16 protein-coding genes are annotated in these 18007 nt (G+C 36.0%); all 16 read right to left on the reverse strand.

Going from position 1 to position 18007, the window contains the following annotated elements:
* Window positions 1-17: 17 nt before the first annotated feature.
* Window positions 18-1064, reverse strand: a complete 1047-nt coding sequence (locus AB1498_08745) for a GDP-L-fucose synthase (GenBank protein MEW6088375.1) — start codon at window positions 1062-1064, stop codon at window positions 18-20.
* Window positions 1065-1068: 4 nt separating this feature from the next.
* Complete coding sequence (locus tag AB1498_08750) at window positions 1069-1623, reverse strand: ORF6N domain-containing protein (GenBank protein ID MEW6088376.1); 555 nt, start codon at window positions 1621-1623, stop codon at window positions 1069-1071.
* A 15-nt stretch (window positions 1624-1638) separates the two neighbouring features.
* Window positions 1639-2829, reverse strand: a complete 1191-nt coding sequence (gene gmd / locus AB1498_08755) for a GDP-mannose 4,6-dehydratase (GenBank protein ID MEW6088377.1) — start codon at window positions 2827-2829, stop codon at window positions 1639-1641.
* 74 nt (window positions 2830-2903) lie between these two features.
* Entirely contained in the window at window positions 2904-4343 is a 1440-nt protein-coding gene (locus tag AB1498_08760) for a mannose-1-phosphate guanylyltransferase/mannose-6-phosphate isomerase (GenBank protein ID MEW6088378.1), read from the reverse strand.
* Complete coding sequence (locus AB1498_08765) at window positions 4340-5611, reverse strand: O-antigen ligase family protein (GenBank protein ID MEW6088379.1); 1272 nt, start codon at window positions 5609-5611, stop codon at window positions 4340-4342. The genes AB1498_08760 and AB1498_08765 overlap by 4 nt, the downstream gene beginning before the upstream one ends.
* Before the next feature lie 30 nt (window positions 5612-5641).
* On the reverse strand, window positions 5642-7480 hold the full coding sequence (locus AB1498_08770; protein ID MEW6088380.1) for a nucleoside-diphosphate sugar epimerase/dehydratase: 1839 nt from the start codon (window positions 7478-7480) through the stop codon (window positions 5642-5644).
* 80 nt (window positions 7481-7560) lie between these two features.
* Window positions 7561-8121 (reverse strand): sugar transferase, encoded by a 561-nt coding sequence (locus AB1498_08775; GenBank protein MEW6088381.1) that lies wholly within the window; start codon window positions 8119-8121, stop codon window positions 7561-7563.
* Window positions 8105-9034, reverse strand: a complete 930-nt coding sequence (locus tag AB1498_08780) for an NAD-dependent epimerase/dehydratase family protein (protein MEW6088382.1) — start codon at window positions 9032-9034, stop codon at window positions 8105-8107. The genes AB1498_08775 and AB1498_08780 overlap by 17 nt, the downstream gene beginning before the upstream one ends.
* 21 nt (window positions 9035-9055) lie before the next feature.
* Window positions 9056-10309 (reverse strand): glycosyltransferase family 4 protein, encoded by a 1254-nt coding sequence (locus tag AB1498_08785; GenBank protein ID MEW6088383.1) that lies wholly within the window; start codon window positions 10307-10309, stop codon window positions 9056-9058.
* Complete coding sequence (gene wecB / locus AB1498_08790) at window positions 10306-11427, reverse strand: UDP-N-acetylglucosamine 2-epimerase (non-hydrolyzing) (GenBank protein MEW6088384.1); 1122 nt, start codon at window positions 11425-11427, stop codon at window positions 10306-10308. The genes AB1498_08785 and wecB overlap by 4 nt, the downstream gene beginning before the upstream one ends.
* Entirely contained in the window at window positions 11427-12581 is a 1155-nt protein-coding gene (locus AB1498_08795) for an NAD-dependent epimerase/dehydratase family protein (protein MEW6088385.1), read from the reverse strand. The genes wecB and AB1498_08795 overlap by 1 nt, the downstream gene beginning before the upstream one ends.
* Window positions 12582-12648: 67 nt before the next feature.
* A complete protein-coding gene (locus AB1498_08800) occupies window positions 12649-13446 on the reverse strand; it encodes an AglZ/HisF2 family acetamidino modification protein (protein MEW6088386.1) in 798 nt (265 codons plus the stop codon).
* A gap of 2 nt (window positions 13447-13448) precedes the next feature.
* Window positions 13449-14063, reverse strand: a complete 615-nt coding sequence (hisH, locus tag AB1498_08805; GenBank protein MEW6088387.1) for an imidazole glycerol phosphate synthase subunit HisH — start codon at window positions 14061-14063, stop codon at window positions 13449-13451.
* Window positions 14060-15199, reverse strand: a complete 1140-nt coding sequence (locus tag AB1498_08810; protein ID MEW6088388.1) for an N-acetyl sugar amidotransferase — start codon at window positions 15197-15199, stop codon at window positions 14060-14062. The genes hisH and AB1498_08810 overlap by 4 nt, the downstream gene beginning before the upstream one ends.
* 68 nt (window positions 15200-15267) lie before the next feature.
* Window positions 15268-16443 (reverse strand): glycosyltransferase family 4 protein, encoded by a 1176-nt coding sequence (locus tag AB1498_08815; GenBank protein ID MEW6088389.1) that lies wholly within the window; start codon window positions 16441-16443, stop codon window positions 15268-15270.
* A gap of 62 nt (window positions 16444-16505) precedes the next feature.
* Window positions 16506-17969 (reverse strand): radical SAM protein, encoded by a 1464-nt coding sequence (locus AB1498_08820; GenBank protein ID MEW6088390.1) that lies wholly within the window; start codon window positions 17967-17969, stop codon window positions 16506-16508.
* Between the last annotated feature and the right edge of the window lie 38 nt (window positions 17970-18007).

Consider the following 18007-nt stretch of genomic DNA (forward strand, 5'->3'; position numbering starts at 1 on the left):
TAACCAATTTTTGTTTTTTATTTACTTATATAATATTCGTAAGTCTTTTTGATTCCATCCGACAAGCTAATTTCCGGTTTCCACCCTAAAGATTTAATTTTTGAACTATCAAGAAGTTTTCTTGGAATACCGTCAGGTTTTGAAAAATCAAATTTTATTTCTCCGACAAAACCCACTATATCTTTTATCAACTTTGCTATATCTTTTATTTTTATTTCCTCACCGCTCCCGGTGTTAATAAATTCACCTATATTTTTATATTCATAATTTTCCATCAAAAATAAACATGCATCAGCCATATCATCCACATATAAAAATTCCCTATAAGGTTCACCGCTGCCCCAAAGAGTAACATATTCCGGAGTTATACCCAGTTTTTCCAGGCTTAAATCATCAACGGCATCTGAATTCAGCCTGAAGTTAAACCCTATAGGATAAGTTTCTATGTCTTTTTTTACCTCGTTATACTTTTTTTGGCTCAAAAGTTTTGCGAGATGAAACTTTCTTATCAAAGCCGCCGGGAGATGAGCTGTTTCTAAATTATAATTATCTCCCCGGCCATAAAGATTTGTAGGCATACCGGAAATAAAATTTGTCCCATATTGCTCATTGTAATATTGGCATAATTTTATCGCGGCTATTTTTGCTATCGCATACGGTTCATTAGTCGGTTCCAAAATCCCTATAAGGAGATGCTCTTCTTTCATCGGTTGAGGCGCGTTTCTTGGATAAATACAAGATGAACCAAGATTAAGAAGTTTTCCCACACCGTATTTATAAGCGGAATTTATAACATTGGCACCTATTATAATATTATCATATATAAACTCCGCTTTATATGTGCTGTTTGCAAGAATTCCGCCGACTTTTGCTGCTGCCAGGAACACATACTCGGGTTTTTCTTTTTCAAAAAAATCTTCAACTTCAGCCTGCTTTCTCAAATCAAGTTCTTTGCTTGTTTTGACAACTACATTTGTATATCCTGAGGCTTGAACTTTTCTTAGTAAAGCAGACCCTACTAATCCTTTATGTCCTGCGATATAAATTTTTGAACTTTTGTCCATCTGTTTACTTTTTCCCATTTTTTTGCCGTTTTCTTACAGTGTGCTTAAATTTCAACACAGCAAAATTCAATTCGATAGTTGTCTCATTCTCGTTAGACACCAAACTATCATCCAGAATTTCGGCAATAATCCCGCCGCTTTTTTGAAGCAAGTTCTGTTTTTGGCTCTCGTCATGTACGTTTGATATCGCTTTAATATTTCGTGTAAGGTTTCTAATTTTCGCGAATGTCTCAATAATGGCTATTGTCGTTTGGGCAGCTTGCTGACTCTTTAATATCGTTGCCAGCATATACAAGCCTTTTTCAGAAAAAGCTTTGGGCAAAACTCTTATCTTTGAAAATTTTGCGGTGGAAAATTTCCACCGCAAACCTTCAAACTCCGTTCTATTAAGCTCAAGAATATAACCATCAGGAAATTTGCCGGGATTATTTTTGACTGCTTTGTTTATATCCCTTGTTTCAACTCTATAAAGTTCTGCTATATCAGTATCAAGAATAACTTTTTGGTTTCTCAATTCAAGTATTTTGCTTTCAATTTTTTCAAACGCAACTATATCCATTTAAACCTCCAAATATTAATGGCCTTTTACCGCTGCGCAATAAATTTTTTCATAAAAGGCAAAATCATGATTTGTATATTCAAACCCTTTTTTCTTTGAAATTTCTATCCCTTCACCCGGCGCATCCAGCCCGATTAATCTTAAATCATAATCAACCATTATTTTTATCAGTTCTTGAAAATTTACCCTCGCCTGCCATTTTAATTTCTTTTTTGCCTTTGTCACATCTGCTTTGAGATAATCCACTTCTGTAGGCCTGAAATAACGCGGGTCTATTTCAATTAAAACGTCTCCCTTTTTAATGCTGGAGGTTGGAGGCTGGAGGCTGGAGGTTAAGGAATGAATGATACCTTTTTCGTTTACACCTTTTCCTTCCCATGCGATTTCAATACCGGCGTATTTAAAAGCAGTCTCAACAAATTCACGGACTTTATAACTTTCCCCCGTACCAACGACATAATCATCCGGTTCAGACTGCTGAAGCATAAGCCACATCATTTCTACATATTCAGGGGCAAATCCCCAGTCACGTTTGGCATCGAGATTTCCCAGATAAAGCTTATCCTGCTTTCCTGCCAATATATTTGCTAAAGCTCTTGTGATTTTTCTTGTTACAAAAGTTTCTCCGCGCCGCGGGCTTTCGTGATTAAAAAGAATACCGTTGCAGGCAAACATATTATATCCGTCACGGTAATTTTTAGCCATCCAGTAAGAATACAATTTTGCGCAGGCGTAAGGACTTCTTGGTTCAAAAGGGGTATTTTCAGACTGGGGCGGTTTTGCAGAACCAAATATCTCCGATGACGAGGCTTGATAGAATTTTGTTTGGACGCCGCTTCTTCTTACCGCTTCCAGCAATCTTACCGTCCCCAGAGCAGTAACATTACTGGTATATTCCGGAATATCAAAACTGACACGTACATGGCTTTGAGCACCCAGATGGTATATTTCCTGAGGTTTAATACTATAAATTAAACTGTTTATCTGCTCGGCATCTGATAAATCCCCGTAATGCAGAAAAAGCTTTGCACCGGGGGAATGAATATCGACATAAATATGATCAATCCTGCCTGTATTAAAGGTACTGGCTCGGCGTATAATACCGTGTACTTCATATCCCCTGGACAAGAGAAATTCGGCAAGATAAGAACCATCCTGGCCGGTTATTCCCGTAATTAACGCTTTTTTCGCATTTTTACGCGGCATTTATTGAAATCTCCTTTTCTATTTTTAAATTATTTATTATAACATTATTATTATTTTATACAAAATATTTTATGCTACCTTCCATATATATCATCAATTCTCTCGATATCATCTTCCCCTAAATATTCACCGTTCTGGACCTCTATTATTTCTAAAGATGTTTCCCCTTGGTTTTCCAGCCGGTGAACGGCAGTTTTTGGAATATAGGCGGATTCGTTTTCACGGACAATCAATTCTTTTTCTCCAATCGTAACTTTTGCAATTCCTTTTATAACCACCCAGTGTTCTGAACGATGTTTATGCCTCTGGAGGCTTAATTTAGCATTTTTATTTACGATTATTCTCTTAATTTTATACCGGCCACCTTCCTCAAGCACAGTATAACTTCCCCAGGGCCTGTAAGTACAAGTATGTTCTACCGCTTCTTTGCGGTTATCTTTTTCTAATTTTCCAATAACATCCCTGACTTTCTGGGAACATCCCTTTTTTGCTATAAGCGTGGCATCAGCAGTATCAACCACAAGACAATCTTCCAAACCTACCGTGGCTATTAATCTTTTGTCACCAATAATAAGACAATTTTTTGTGTCTGTAGTTAAAATATCACCTATCTTCGCGTTACCCGATTCATCTTTTTCGAGTATTTCAAAAAAAGAATCCCATGACCCGATATCGTTCCAATATAAATCCATTGGAATGACCGCGACTTTGTCCGATTTTTCCATCACGGCGTAATCAATTGAAAGAGAAGGCATTCTACCAAATTCTTTCAGCATATCATCAAAATTTTTATCGAGAAATTCACCAATTTGAGGGGCATGTTTATTTAATTCTTTAATAGCTGTCCCAATGGTAAAGGCAAACATTCCCGAGTTCCAGTAATAATCCCCGGAATCAACATATTTCTGCGCGGTCTCTCTATCCGGCTTCTCAACAAACTTTTCCACCTTTAAATAATTAATTTCTTCTGCTTTCTTCCTTCTGCCTTCTTCCTTCAGTCTTCTGACTTTAATATATCCATACCCCGTTTCAGGTTTCAAAGGTTTTATACCAAAAGTTGCCATATAGTTATCTTTAGCAACCTCTTCCGCATATTTCATATATTTTTTAAACATATCTTCATCTTCATTTTTTATCATCTGGTCTGATGGCAAAACATAAATTAACTCATCCAGCCCGCAGCCAAGTTTTTCAATACAGTATTTCACACCTAATGCTATTGCAGGAGCGGTATTTTTACTCATAGGCTCAAGAATTATATGAGCAGGCGTATTCGCCTGCTCATCCTGAGTACAACGAAGGATCTCAGAAATATCGGATTTCACATGGAATTGATATTTATCGTTAGTTATAAAAATAATATCTTTTAATGATACCAAACCTGAAAGCCTTGCTATGGTCTGCTGCAAAAAAGATTTACCATTGTTTATTTTTAAAAACTGTTTCGGGTAATTGCGCCTGCTCATCGGCCATAACCGCGTCCCTGAGCCGCCCGCCAAAATAAATGTTTTCACACCGCCCTTCCTTTTTCATCTTGCTTTTTGGCAATATTTTCAATAATAAATATTAAAGCTATGTCAAACCATAAAAACATGGATATCTTTTCATTTTTGTTATGATTAGCGAAAAATACTGTTGTTTGAGAGCAAACCAGATAGCCCCCTAAACTTGCCATGGTTCCATTTAACAGATTTTTAAGATGAATATCATTAATTTTTTCTTGTAATTCAAAATACTTTTTGAAGGAAATAAAAATAATCAACAAAAAACTGAATAATCCAATTAACCCATTCTCTGAAGTAACATGCAAAAAGATATTATGCGCGTGCCAGCCACGCGTCCAATCTTCTTTAGCATCATTCCCTTTATACTGCTGGGCAATAACATCATATGTCCCCGGGCCTATTCCCAAAAAAGGAAAATCTTTAATCATAGCTAAAGAACTTTTCCATGCAGAAATTCTATCTCCTGTAGTATTTTTAAAATCAGCTATGGAAATCATTCTCTGCTTTAAACTGGAGGGTATGATTAAAAATAAAAAAACAAGTGTTAGAAAAGTTAAAACAAAAAATCTCCAATTTTTTAATATATGCACATACATCAAAATAAAAAATAAAATAACAGCGATAAATCCTATCCAGCTCCCGCGTGAATAACTAACTACCATCCCTGTAATTAAAATAATTAATCCTGACACAAAAAAGATTGAAAATGTCAAATTCTTCCTATAATTAAGAAGAAATCCAGCTAAAACCGGTATAGTAAGCACAGCAGCAGCTCCAAATTCAGCACGGCCACCAAAGCTATAATAATTTCCATCATCATAGCCAAGTCTTGAATTTACATGTTGAATAGTCCCTCTGGCTGATGTATAAATAACAGAAATTAAAAAAATAAACAATATTGCTTCCAGTTTATTTTTATTATCAATATTATTTATTAATAAAAAAACCATACTTGTATAAAGAATAAAATCCCGAAAATATAAAAAACTGACTTTTGGCTGTGAAGAAAAAACCACAGCAATTAAAAATGTTATTAAATAAATTAAAACAGGCAAATTCAAGCTGGTTTTAATAAAGCTGCTTTCCTTATAAATGATTTTTTTAATAATCCAAAATAAAATTGTTGCTATTAAAACATTTTTTAAGCTGTGCAGGCTTACCATTCTATTACCAACAGCGAAGTCAAATCCAACACCGCCCATTATACTAACGAGTAATGGAATTAAACTTAAAATTAGAACATCAAGAAAGGTTTTAAAAGCAATTGGAGATATCATTATTTTACTATTTATGACTAAGCGGATTTATTAGTCACCATTCGATGAAATTATATTTTGCATACTTTGAATAATACTGTTTTCATCCATTATATTCGCAAGTTTTTGCAGATTTTTAACCTGAGTGCGCAATTTTATAGTATCAAACAACTCAGATTGACTGATATAAATTTTGTTATGTTTTGTAACTCTATCTTTTTCTTTATCTAAAAGAAGCTCTTCAGAAAGCTTCTCACCGGGCCTTAACCCGATGAATTTAAAAGAAATATCTTTATCAAGAACTAAACCTGATAATGCAACCAGATTCTTTGCTATATCCACTAGCTTTATCTGTTCACCCATATCCAGGATAAAAAGTTCCCCGCCCTTGCCTATCGCCCCGGCCTGTAACACAAGAAGAGCCGCCTCTTTTACACTCATGAAATATCTTTCAGTGTCTTTATGAGTTATAGTTATCGGCCCGCCTGATTCTATCTGTTTTTTAAATAAAGGAACCACGCTCCCGTTCGAACCGATTACATTTCCAAAACGTACCGCCATAAATTTTGTCTTACTGTTTCTAGCCTTCGACTGTAAAATCATTTCCGCTATCCGCTTGCTCATTCCCATGACATTAATGGGATTTACCGCCTTGTCCGTTGAAATAGCAACAAATCTTTCAACTTTATAGTGACTAGCCGCATAGATAAGATTGCGGCTTCCGATTATATTATTTTTAACCGCGGCTGTTGGATTTTCTTCCATTAACGGCACATGTTTATGAGCGGCGGCGTGAAAAACAATCTGGGGAGAATAGCGGGAAAAAGTTTGTTTTAATAAACCGATATCACTGATATCTCCTATAACCGTTTTTATTTTTATATGAGGATATTTTGTTTTAAATTCCACCAATAAAAAATAAACATCATTTTCATTATGGTCAAAAAGTATAATCTTTTTTGGCGAAAAATTTACTATCTGCCTGCAGAGTTCAGATCCTATCGACCCGCCGGCCCCGGTAACAAGAATTTTCTTATCAAAAATATAATTGCCTATTTCTGTTTCATCTATTTTAAACGTATCTCTTCCTAGAAGATCTTCCGGCCTTACTTCTCTCGGTTTTATTTCTAATTCCCCGCTTAAAAATTTTTGGAATTTAGGGATAATTTTAATTTTCACTTTTGATACAGGGCAATGAGAAATTATTTCCCTAATCACTTCACCTCTTGCTGAAGGAATTGCCAAAATTATCTCATCAATATCATAATCTTCTGCCACTTTAGAAATATGCTCTTTCCCTCCTAAAATTTTTTTGCCATAAATAGTCCCGTGATGTTTTACTTTATCATCATCAACGAAACCAATAATTTCTCCGCTGCCCGGATTATTGCGATATTCTTTTAACGCTAAAATTCCCGCTTCTCCCGCTCCTACGATAAGGATTTTTTTTTGTTTTTTTGAGTTATCTGCCCGGTACCTTTCCCTGAACAAACGGACAAAAAAACGTATCCCCGCGACCATACCAGTACAAATGGCAAAATCAATAATAAAAACAGACCGGGGAAAATCTTTCAGACCATAAATAAAAACTTCGCCTAAAATAAAAACAACAACCGCTAAAGCGTTTGCTTTAAGTATCTGCGCCAAATCACTCATACTGACATACCGCCAGAGGCCTTCAAATACTCCAAAATAATAGAAAATAAAAAATTTAATTATAATCAATAGCGGAAGAGTTTCCCAAAAAACACTTAAGTATGGTTCGGACAGGCTAAAATCGAAACGTGTGTAAAAAGAAAAATAATAAGCCCATGTTATTAAAATCAGGTGGGTAATTATTATAAATAACCTGCGATATTTCAAAATAAATTCTTTATATTTTGTTATCATAATATTAATATTCCTGAATAATAAATTATTATATAATATTAATTTAAAATAGGCAATTGTTTAAATCGAATTATATTTTATCAGTGTTTAATACCTTCTTTATTAACAACCTTTATAACAGTCATGAATAATATTTTCAGATCAAAAATAAAGGAATTGTTTTTAAGATAAAACTCATCAAATTCCACTTTTACCGGTATCGGTAATTCATCTCTTCCATTTATCTGCGCCCAGCCTGTAATACCCGGTTTAAGTTTATGGATATTTTTTTCTGTTCTTAATCCAATGAGGTCATATTGATTAAATAACGCCGGGCGCGGGCCAACAAAGCTCATATCCCCTCTTATCACATTCAATAACTGCGGTAATTCATCAAGGCTTGTTTTTCTCAAAAATTTTCCGACTGAAGTTAAATAAATATCTGGATCTTTCAAAAGATGCGTCGCTACCGGAGGCGTATTTATTTTCATCGTCCGGAATTTAGCCATTTTAAAAATATTATTGTTAACTCCAATTCTGTCGGACCAATATAAAACCGGGCCAATAGAAGTAAGTTTTATTATTATACTGATAAATAACATTGGAACAAAAAATATTATTAAAAACAAACAGGCAAAAAAAATATCAAAAATGCGTTTCATAATGTATATAATGGTCGATGGTTTCTTTTATACCTTCTTCAAGTGTAAACGGCGGTTTCCAACTAAGTAAATTCCTGATTTTACTGCTGTCTACAGTAAGAGATCCCACCAATTTTCCCACTTCTTCACCCTTTCCTGCAATTTTACACAGCGTCATCAAGATACCCGTGGATAAAGGAAACAAAAGAGGCCTCTTACCCAAGGCAAAAGCGATCATCTTTATTAAATCTGGAGTGGAAATATCCTGTCCATCACTTAACATAAAAATTTCTCCTGCCGCTAAAGGATGATTAACACAAGTAATAATTGCATCAAGTAAATTGCCAAGATAAATTAAACTGCGCCGGTTAGTAACATTCTTAAATGGTAAAGGCACACCTGAGTTGACAAGTTTAATCAAATTTCTAAAATTAGCCTTTACTCCCGGACCATAAACCAAAGGTAGCCGTAAAATTACCACTTGAAGCCCAGTCTCAGCAGCTATGCAAACTAATGAATTTTCGGCTTCCTGCTTACTGGCACCATAAGGATCTTTCCCATTTGCTTTAATTGAGCTGATAAAAATGAACCGTTTTATCCCGCTTTTTACCGCCTGCTCTGCCAATCGTTTGGTACCCATAGCATTAATTCGATGATATACATAATCAGGGTCACTTTCTTGTTCACGCATTACATGAGCCCGTCCAGCCAAATGGACAACAAAATCAACATCACAAAGGGCATTACTCCAATCAGTTAACTCGCTTATGTCCCCGACTTGAATATATTCATCAGCCTCAGAAACATTATGCGCATTATTACGTACAGCACCTCTAACAAAACAGCCCTTTTCTTTTAAAAAAGTGCATAGACTGCAGCCGATAAATCCATTCGCACCTGTAACAAGTATTTTTCTTTTTTTATTTATCTCCATATATCTTGACTAAACATATAGCTATTTAGATGCATTTTTAATCAGTTTAGAAATAACCGAATTATATTTTTCTGCACTGGCTTGTTTTGAATAATGCTCAAGAACAAATAACCTGCCCTTTATCCCTTCATCTTCAAGTAAATATTTTTCATTGAAAGCTTTTAACACCGCATCACAAAAAGCCTCATGGTTTTCAGGAAGAACCATCCTGCCACAGCCTGAAGTTTTTATTAATTGCTCCATTTCAGAATCTTTATAAGCAGAAATAATAACAGTCTTTGCGCTGGCAAAGCTTGTATATATTTTTGATGGGAACCCGTCTCTTATTCCTACCTGAGTCATTGGGATCATGATTATGTCGACACTGGCGTTAATCAAAGGCATTATATGATTGGATTGATATGGAATTAAAACAATATTGCCAAGATTTAATTCTTTAATTCTATCTCCCAGCCAGTTACGACAGATTCCATCTCCAACAATAACGAATTTTATCGGATAATCAGACAAATGCTCCGCTGCAAAAACAACAGATTCCCAATCCTGCATAAGTCCAATATTGCCGGCATATAAAACAATAAAATATCCCACTAAACCATTTGCTTCGAGAAACGTATTGTTTTTCTGAAGGGGACGATAGAATTCACAGTCAACCCCATTGGGGATAAATGATATTTTTTCAGGAAATATTCCGCGAGTGGATATAATTTTCTTAAATTGTTCAGTAATAGTCACAATGTGCGTGTTCCAGCGATACACCAGCTTTTCTAAATATTTCATCAAATTAATAAGGACTTTCCATTTGATTAAACCCCGGCTGATTACAATATCCGGATATAATTCTTGTACTACATATACTGACGCCGCTTTCCATCGTAATGCAAGAAAATACCCGATAATACCAATGGTTAAAGGCGGAGAGTTTGAAATAACTATATCCTGCTTCTCTAATAAAAATAAATTCACGAGCAATGAAAAAAAATGAAACTTTACGTAATCCACCGCCCTCAGCCACAATCTATTGCCTTTTATAGGAATCTTTATATGCCAAACAGGAATTCCGTCACACTGGCCGTAATATAAAAATCCCAGCCATTTTTTTTTAAGCGTGTAAGACTTTAGTGTTTTCTTATCAATATTGTAGTGAGGTGTCGTGGTTAGGATAGTGACGTTATGCCCAAAACGTTTGAGTTCAAGCGCAAGGTCAGTCACTATATAAGCAGTCGAAACTCTATCAGGAAAAAAAACTAAGGAATGCAAAAGAATGCGGCTCATTTTTCCTGCCAAACAACCCGACGGACAAAATCGGTATAACTTAAAATAATTCTCATGACTTTCTCAGATACATTATCCACGGTGTAATCGTTAACTAGTTTTAACGATCTTTCTTCTCCTCTCTTCTGGTCATTCAAAACAGTTAACGCTTCAATTATTCGTTCCCAATTATACCCGACCATCATTACCGAGGCTTCCTCCATACCTTCAGGACGTTCATGGGACTGCCTTAAGTTTAAAGCCGGAAAATTAAGAATTGATGATTCCTCGGTAATAGTCCCGCTATCAGAAAAGACGGCTTTGGCATTTATTTGCAATTTTACATAATCAAGAAAACCAAAAGGCTTCATTATCTCTACCAACGGATTTAAATCAACCTTATCCCCTTCCATCCTCATTTTAGTTCTTGGATGAGTAGAAAAAATAATCCTTTTGCCATACTTTTTGGCCAAATTATTAAGCAAAATAACTAATTTACTAAATTGTTCCGGACAATCAATATTCTCTTCCCTATGAGAACTAAAAACAAAATAATCTAAACGGGTTAATTTCATCCTTTTTAAAACATCGGATGACTCAATTTGAGGAAGATAATAATTCAGCACCTCAAACATCGGGCTTCCGGTTTTAATAATTCTATCTGCAGGCAATCCTTCCCTAAGCAAGTTTTCTCTGGAAATCGAGGAATAGGGAAGATTAATGTCACTAATATGGTCAATTATCTTTCGGTTAATCTCTTCCGGTACGCGCTGGTCAAAACAACGGTTTCCCGCTTCCATGTGGAAGATAGGTATTTTTTGCTTTTTTGCCGCAATGGCAGATAGACAACTATTAGTATCGCCCAAAACCAGCAAGGCATCGGGATTGGTTTTTCTCAATACTTCATCCGAACCGGAAATAACTAAGCTGATAGTTTCAGCAGCAGTTTTACCCGCAGCCTCGAGAAAAAAATCAGGCTTACGTATGTTTAATTCTTTAAAGAAAATTTGATTGAGTTCATAATCATAATTCTGTCCCGTGTGAATAATTATGTGCTGAGTGAATTTATCCAACACAGCCATAACTCTGGACAACCTGATAATTTCGGGTCTTGTACCGATAATTGTAGCTATTTTCATTAATATCCTTTCTTTTCCATTTTGTCCAAAATTACATTCATTGGATATGTATCCGTATTACCGGGGTCGAGAATCTGGTTGGACCAAAACAATGTAACTAAATTTCCTGAGCCGGTATTTTTTATCGAATGGGCGTATCCGGGCGGAATATCAATAACCCGCAGGTCAGAACCACTAACTTTATATTCAATTATATCAGAACAAAATATATTGCGGAAGGCGATCACTGCCTCTCCCTCAACCACAAAAAACTTTTCTGTTTTAGTATTATGATAGTGGTTTCCACGAATGACTCCGGGCAAAGTATTTGAAACAAAAATTTGGCCAAACCCGCCGGCCTTTAAAAACTCGCCTAAATATCCCCGGTTATCTGATTTTTTCTCCAACGTATATGATAAGTTGCCCGAATCAAGATATGAAAGATATGTAGCATAAAGTTTTCTTATAAACTCATCGGCAAAATCAGGAGATAAAAGATTTGAACGGAAACTTTTAAAATCCATCAGCGTTTGAGCTAATTTTCCAAGAGTTATCGTATAATCAGGGAAAACTTCTTTATAAAAAAACCCACTTGTATGGAATGACTCGATTTCGTTTGTAAAATCTTTTACTACATCATCAATATAAACCAATGTTAACTTAGCATCCATATCGGAGATCGACAATGGCAGATTATGAGCAATATTATAACAGAAAGTTGCCACAACAGAATTATAATTTGGTTTACACCATTTACCAAAAACATTTTTTAGCCGGTAAACAGTCACTTTTGCATTTGTTTTTTCAGAATACTCCTTTAATAATGTTTCTGCATCTTTTTTACTTTGTCCATAAGGATTTGTTAAATTCGCTTGTATTGAAGAAGAGAAAATAACAGGTATTTTCCGTTTATTTTTATAGAGTAATTCACACAGCTTTCTGGTAAAATCCACATTACCGGTTTGAAACTCGCCTTCTTCCTTAGGCCGGTTTATACCGGCTAAATGAACTACTATATCCGCATCTTTCAAACAAGCTTCAAGTTCAGAATAATTATTCCCTATGTCGAACTGAATAACATTATATTGTAATCTCTGAAGCAAAAAAGACACCAGATTCTTTCCAATAAAACCCTTTGCCCCAGTAATTAAAACAGTTGATTTTTCATTAACCATTTTTGTATTCTTTTTACTCCTCTGCGGTATAATCCACTTTCATTAACATTTCTATCATCTCCAGCTCTTACAAAATATGTGTATTATCAGAGTTATAATTGGCACGTATAAGATTATCTTTTTCTGCCCTGTTAGGATAATTAATAAGAACTGCTTTGTATACACCTTTGAATACAAATAAACTACCGGCAGCCGCACCTATGATCCTGTGTTTATTAATTAGCTTGCCTATATCATTAAGCGATCTTGCGCCCCCAAGAACTGTTAACGGTATATTAACCGCCTCCCGGACTTTCTCAACTAAATCAAGATCATAGCCTTTCATAAGGCCGTCATTATCTATAGAATTTATCACTATCTCGCCTGCTCCAAGCCTTTCCATTTGCAGTGCCAATTCTGACGGGCATTTTCCGGTAGCCTTATGCCCATTGTGTGTCCAAATCTCATACTTACCATCTGCAAAATGTTTTTTTACATCTAATACAACCACCACGCTCTGATTACCAACACATTCAGCCGCCTCAGTTACAAGACCAGGGTTTTCTATTGCGGCAGAACTTATTGCTACTTTTTCTACACCTGATTGAATAATTCTTTGTATCTGCCCAATAGTCTTTACACCGCCTCCATAGCAAAGAGGCATTCGACATTCCGCCGCTAAATGTTCAATCATATTATAATCGGGTTCTCTTTTTTCAAGAGTCGCACTAATATCTAATACTATAAGTTCGTCCACTTCCTTCTCGTTGAAAATCTTTACAGCATTTATAGGGTCTCCTACATACTTCGGACTTTTAAAATTGACAGTCTTAACAAGGCCTTTGTCTTTAACCAATAAGCATGGAATAATCCGTGGATATAACATCTTTACAGCTTTCCAAAATTTTCAAGGAGCCTAATACCCCATTGATGACTTTTTTCCGGATGAAATTGAACACCAAAAACATTTCCGGAATTCACTGCACAGGCAAATTCTCCGCCATAATCAGTTACAGCAATAACATTCCCGCTTTCACGGCTTTGAAAATAATATGAATGTAAAAAATAAAAGCGCGCGTTAATATCAAGACCCTGCAGCAAACCATTCATTTTTAATGGTTTGATATTGTTCCAGCCCATGTGAGGCACACACATTGAATATCCTGAAGAAGAAGGATTGAACCTTTTTATCTCCCCATCTATCCACCCAAGACCAGGCAGGTTTCCCTCCTCGCTGGAACGTGCAAGTATCTGCATCCCAACACATATACCCAAAACTGGTATATGACGACTAAGCACAATCTCATCAAGGAACTGCCGCATACCTGATTTTTGAAGCATCTGCATCGCATAATCAAAAGAGCCAACGCCCGGTAATATCACCTTACTGGCATTTTCTAAATCTTCGGGTTGCTTAACAATTTTAGCCGGTATATTTAATTTTTTATAGACATTAGCAAACGCTCTCACATTTCCCAATCCGTAATCAATTATTGATATCATCGGATTATTACCTTTTGTATCCTAAACATTCGCAAAATATTTGTTGCAAAACTGATTAAAGGCATGCTGGATTTGTAATCCCGGTAAGTCTTATTCTTACCGTTCATTATCTCCCGCAGTTCAGGCACAGTCAGACCCAGCTTTGTAGCTACATACTCGAAGTCCTGGATCATTGTCTGCTCATCATATGCTTTTTGTGCAATACGTTCAAGCGCTGCTTCGCGTGTCATTTGTTTGGTTAAAATTAAACTGGAAAAATGCGCTCGGCGCTTATCATATCCAAACTTTGTTGGAAGCCAATATCCTTCATAAAATCTTGTAAAACGCGATTCGTAATGCTTATGAGCGTATTTTTGCCAGCCAAATTTGTCCATCAACTCTTGCATGGCCTCTTCTTTAATATAAGAAACATAATTTAGCAGTTTTACTACCCTGACACCTTTAATATACCGGTAGTATAACTTATATTTAAAAATATCAGCTAATGGAAATGTTTTTAAAGGGCGGTGACCAAAACGGCGGTGAATATCTCTTATCTGACGTAAATCGGAAGCATGGTAATGCCATTCAAGCGGTTCGCGAACACATTCAGTAGAATAGTTCGCGCCTGTTAATACGTATCTGAAACCGTTCTTTGCCGCAAAATTATAAAGCGCGGCAAAAAATGCATGATCCTGCGGCGTGTCAATATGAGGAACCTGCGCTTTAAAAAAAGCTAACTGCAAATCCTTCATCTCAAGCCAATCAACAACCTCCGTATGTAAGTCAAGATTGAGTCCGTCGATCAACCTTTCAATATTATTTACGCTTTCCTGCGAGTTCCAGCCGGCGTCGACATGAAACAACAACGGTCTTAAGCCAAATCTTTTTTTTGCAAGATATGCACAATATGAACTGTCAACACCGCCGCTTATGCCGATAAGACAATCGTGGCCGCGCCCTTTTCCATCCTTCTTGATCCTCTCAACGAGAGGAGCAAGCATCTTTTCACCATTCTCATTTGGGTGCCAATTCGGCAAAATATTTTTATGGTAATTACGGCAATAGTCGCACCAGCCCCGCTCATCAAAAGTAATATTGGGGTCGGTAGTGTCCATTATGCAGTTTGAGCATATTTGATACTTTGTTTTACTCATATTCACAGCTCCTCATATTAAAAAAACCTGGCCAGAAAAATGGTTATTCAAAAATATTTTCAACGCAACTATTTCCCCTTAAAAAGCTGGCGATTCCCCTCCAATATAGTAGGATCTAATAAGCGCTCAATAATTTTAGCCTTAACAACAGCCCGTTTCTTTAAACGTTCATTATAGCTCAATAAGGCAAAATTCTCAATTGTTTTTACAAAAGAATCCATCTGAGTTAAATCTATATCCCAGCCTAATCCATCGGCCTGTAAATTACGCCAGGAAGTTTTGTTACTAATCAGTACCGGTGTCCCTGCTGTTAAAGATTCAATAATGACATGTCCGTAATTCTCTCCGGCTGTCGGAAGTAAAAAAAGATCGTACTGGCTAAAAACATGTCCAACTTCACCGGGGTTTACACTTCCGAAATAATTTACCTTCACGTTATCGGGCATCCTATTCATTAATTCCTGGCATTCTTTCCAATAAACCGTATCTTCTGCAGGCCCATAGATATCAAAAATCACCTTTGTTTTAACTTTACTTAAAACATTTAAAGCATAATCTAATCTCTTTTCCCGCGCAATTCGGGATAAAAATACAACTTTTAAATTTTCAAAATCAGATGATGGTTGCAAAGTTACTTCAGGATATTTATCAGAAATAACTTTGTTTGGCAAATCACGCGCTATGCGGATTGTATCAGGTTTCACCTTCATAATCTTAATGATATCCTTTACTTCAAATTCACTAGATGCCTGCCATATAACCTTATTATAAAATCCGAACAACCTGGCCATCTGAATATAAATGAACTTTTTTGGATATTTCAAACCTAATGACCCCCAGGCAAACTCTCCACGCGGTGCAACAATTATATGTTTAAATTTTGCAAAACCAAACTTGCGGATTAATAACACCTTTACGGTAAGAGGATCAAAAAAGCTATTTAGGTAAACTACATCATGTGGGGTATTTTTCAGCAAATTCAATATATCTTTTACAGTGCTCGTCTGCGGTTGCAAATAAAAAACCACTGCATTGCCAACCTTATTCCATTGATTAGGCTTTATGCAGGCGTAAGGAATATCTTCCCCCAAATCCCTGTCTCGCGTAACTATACGAAAGTCGAAATCATCACATAAATAATCAACAGTGTTGGCGATTGTGCGCAAGATACCTCCTGCTTTATAGCCGGGAAGATAATTGCCAATAAAAGTAAGAATAATTGGTTTATCATTAAAACTCTTCATTATTTTTCATTATTCCAAAACACTCATCTTATTTCAATGAGCAAAACTATCAATACTGTTCTTCAAATTCTTGCCAGCTTTTCCCGCAGATAGTTAAATCCCGACCAATGTGTAACCCTTAAGAATAAAAAATTAAGAGTTATGCCGGACCGAACTTTGACCATAAAAGTTTGCATCAAAATCCACCAAAGCGGTTTATAACCTTTATAAACCTGATAATTAAACCATGTATATGCTTTTTGAATTTGACGTTTAGAAAAATGAGGGAAATCAATCACAGGCTGTCTCCGTTCCAGCCGATAATCAATAGGTGGTTTTAGATAACCTTCCCGAATACACATGTTATATAATTCTGTGCCCGGATATGGGAAAAAAATCCCCGAATAATGAAAATCCGGCTGGCATTGACGATTTACTAAAACTGTTTCCATATAATCATTGTAAGCCTCGCCGGGAAGGCCTATTATATTAAACACAAAGATTTTAAGCCCAGCTTTACGCGCCATAGCAGTAACATCCAAAAAATCCTTGTTTGAATAGTCCCGCTTGAGTATTTCCTTGCGAACCCGTTCACTTCCTGACTCAAGACCAATATTAATTTTATAAAAATGCGCTTTTTTGAGCGCAAATAATATGTCTTCATCTTTTGATTGCGGGGAAATTCGGAAATTACAGCCATACGAAATAAAATTATCAATTGTTGCGTTAAACCTTTCAAGCTGTTTACAAAATTCAAAAAGCCAAGCTTTATTCAAAGCTATAGATTCTACCTCGAAATATATTCTTGATTGTGTCGGATATGTTGTATGAAGAAAAGCAATTTCTTTGATAATATTTTCAGGAGAACGAAATCTCACATATTTTCCAGCAGCAACTTTTTTAAGAGCGTGGTTGCAACAATATGTACAACCGTGGGGACAGCCCCGCCCCAGCAATACAGCTAATTCAGCCCCCGACTGTTCTTTCATCCATGGTATCCATATTGCCCTATCCGGAAATGGCAAACTATCAATATCTTGAAAAAAAGGACGGGTAGAATTCCTTTCAATATTTCCGTCCGAAGATTTTATCCATAGATTTTGAATCCCGTGGGGGACAGTACCCGCTTCTATCTGGCGGCATAATTCTAACATTGAATATTCTCCTTCCCCTATGCAAACAGCGTCAAAATGGCCGTTTATTACCTCGGAAGGATTCAAAGTAGCATGTACTCCACCGATAATAAGATATTTATCAGGCCATTGACTTTTTATAAAACTTGCTATTTTTTCAATGAAAGGATACTGACTCGTTACGGCAGTAAAACAAATAACATGAGGAAAAAACTTCTCTACAAACTTGTTTAACAGCTTTATGTTCTTTTCCCATGGATTACTGCTTCCTAATACTACAAGTTGAGTTTCGTAACCATTAATTTTTAATACAGAAGAAATGTAAGAAATTCCAAACGATATGTCTGACCAGGACTGCAAAGGCCTTGAGATTGATTGAGCATCCTCTAACGAATAAATAAACGCAATTTTCATTGATAATTCCTTAAATTTACAATCAATTAATATAGTTT

The sequence above is a fragment of the bacterium genome (genome assembly GCA_040754625.1).
In the GTDB taxonomy this organism is placed as follows: Bacteria; JACRDZ01; JAQUKH01; order JAQUKH01; family JAQUKH01; genus JAQUKH01.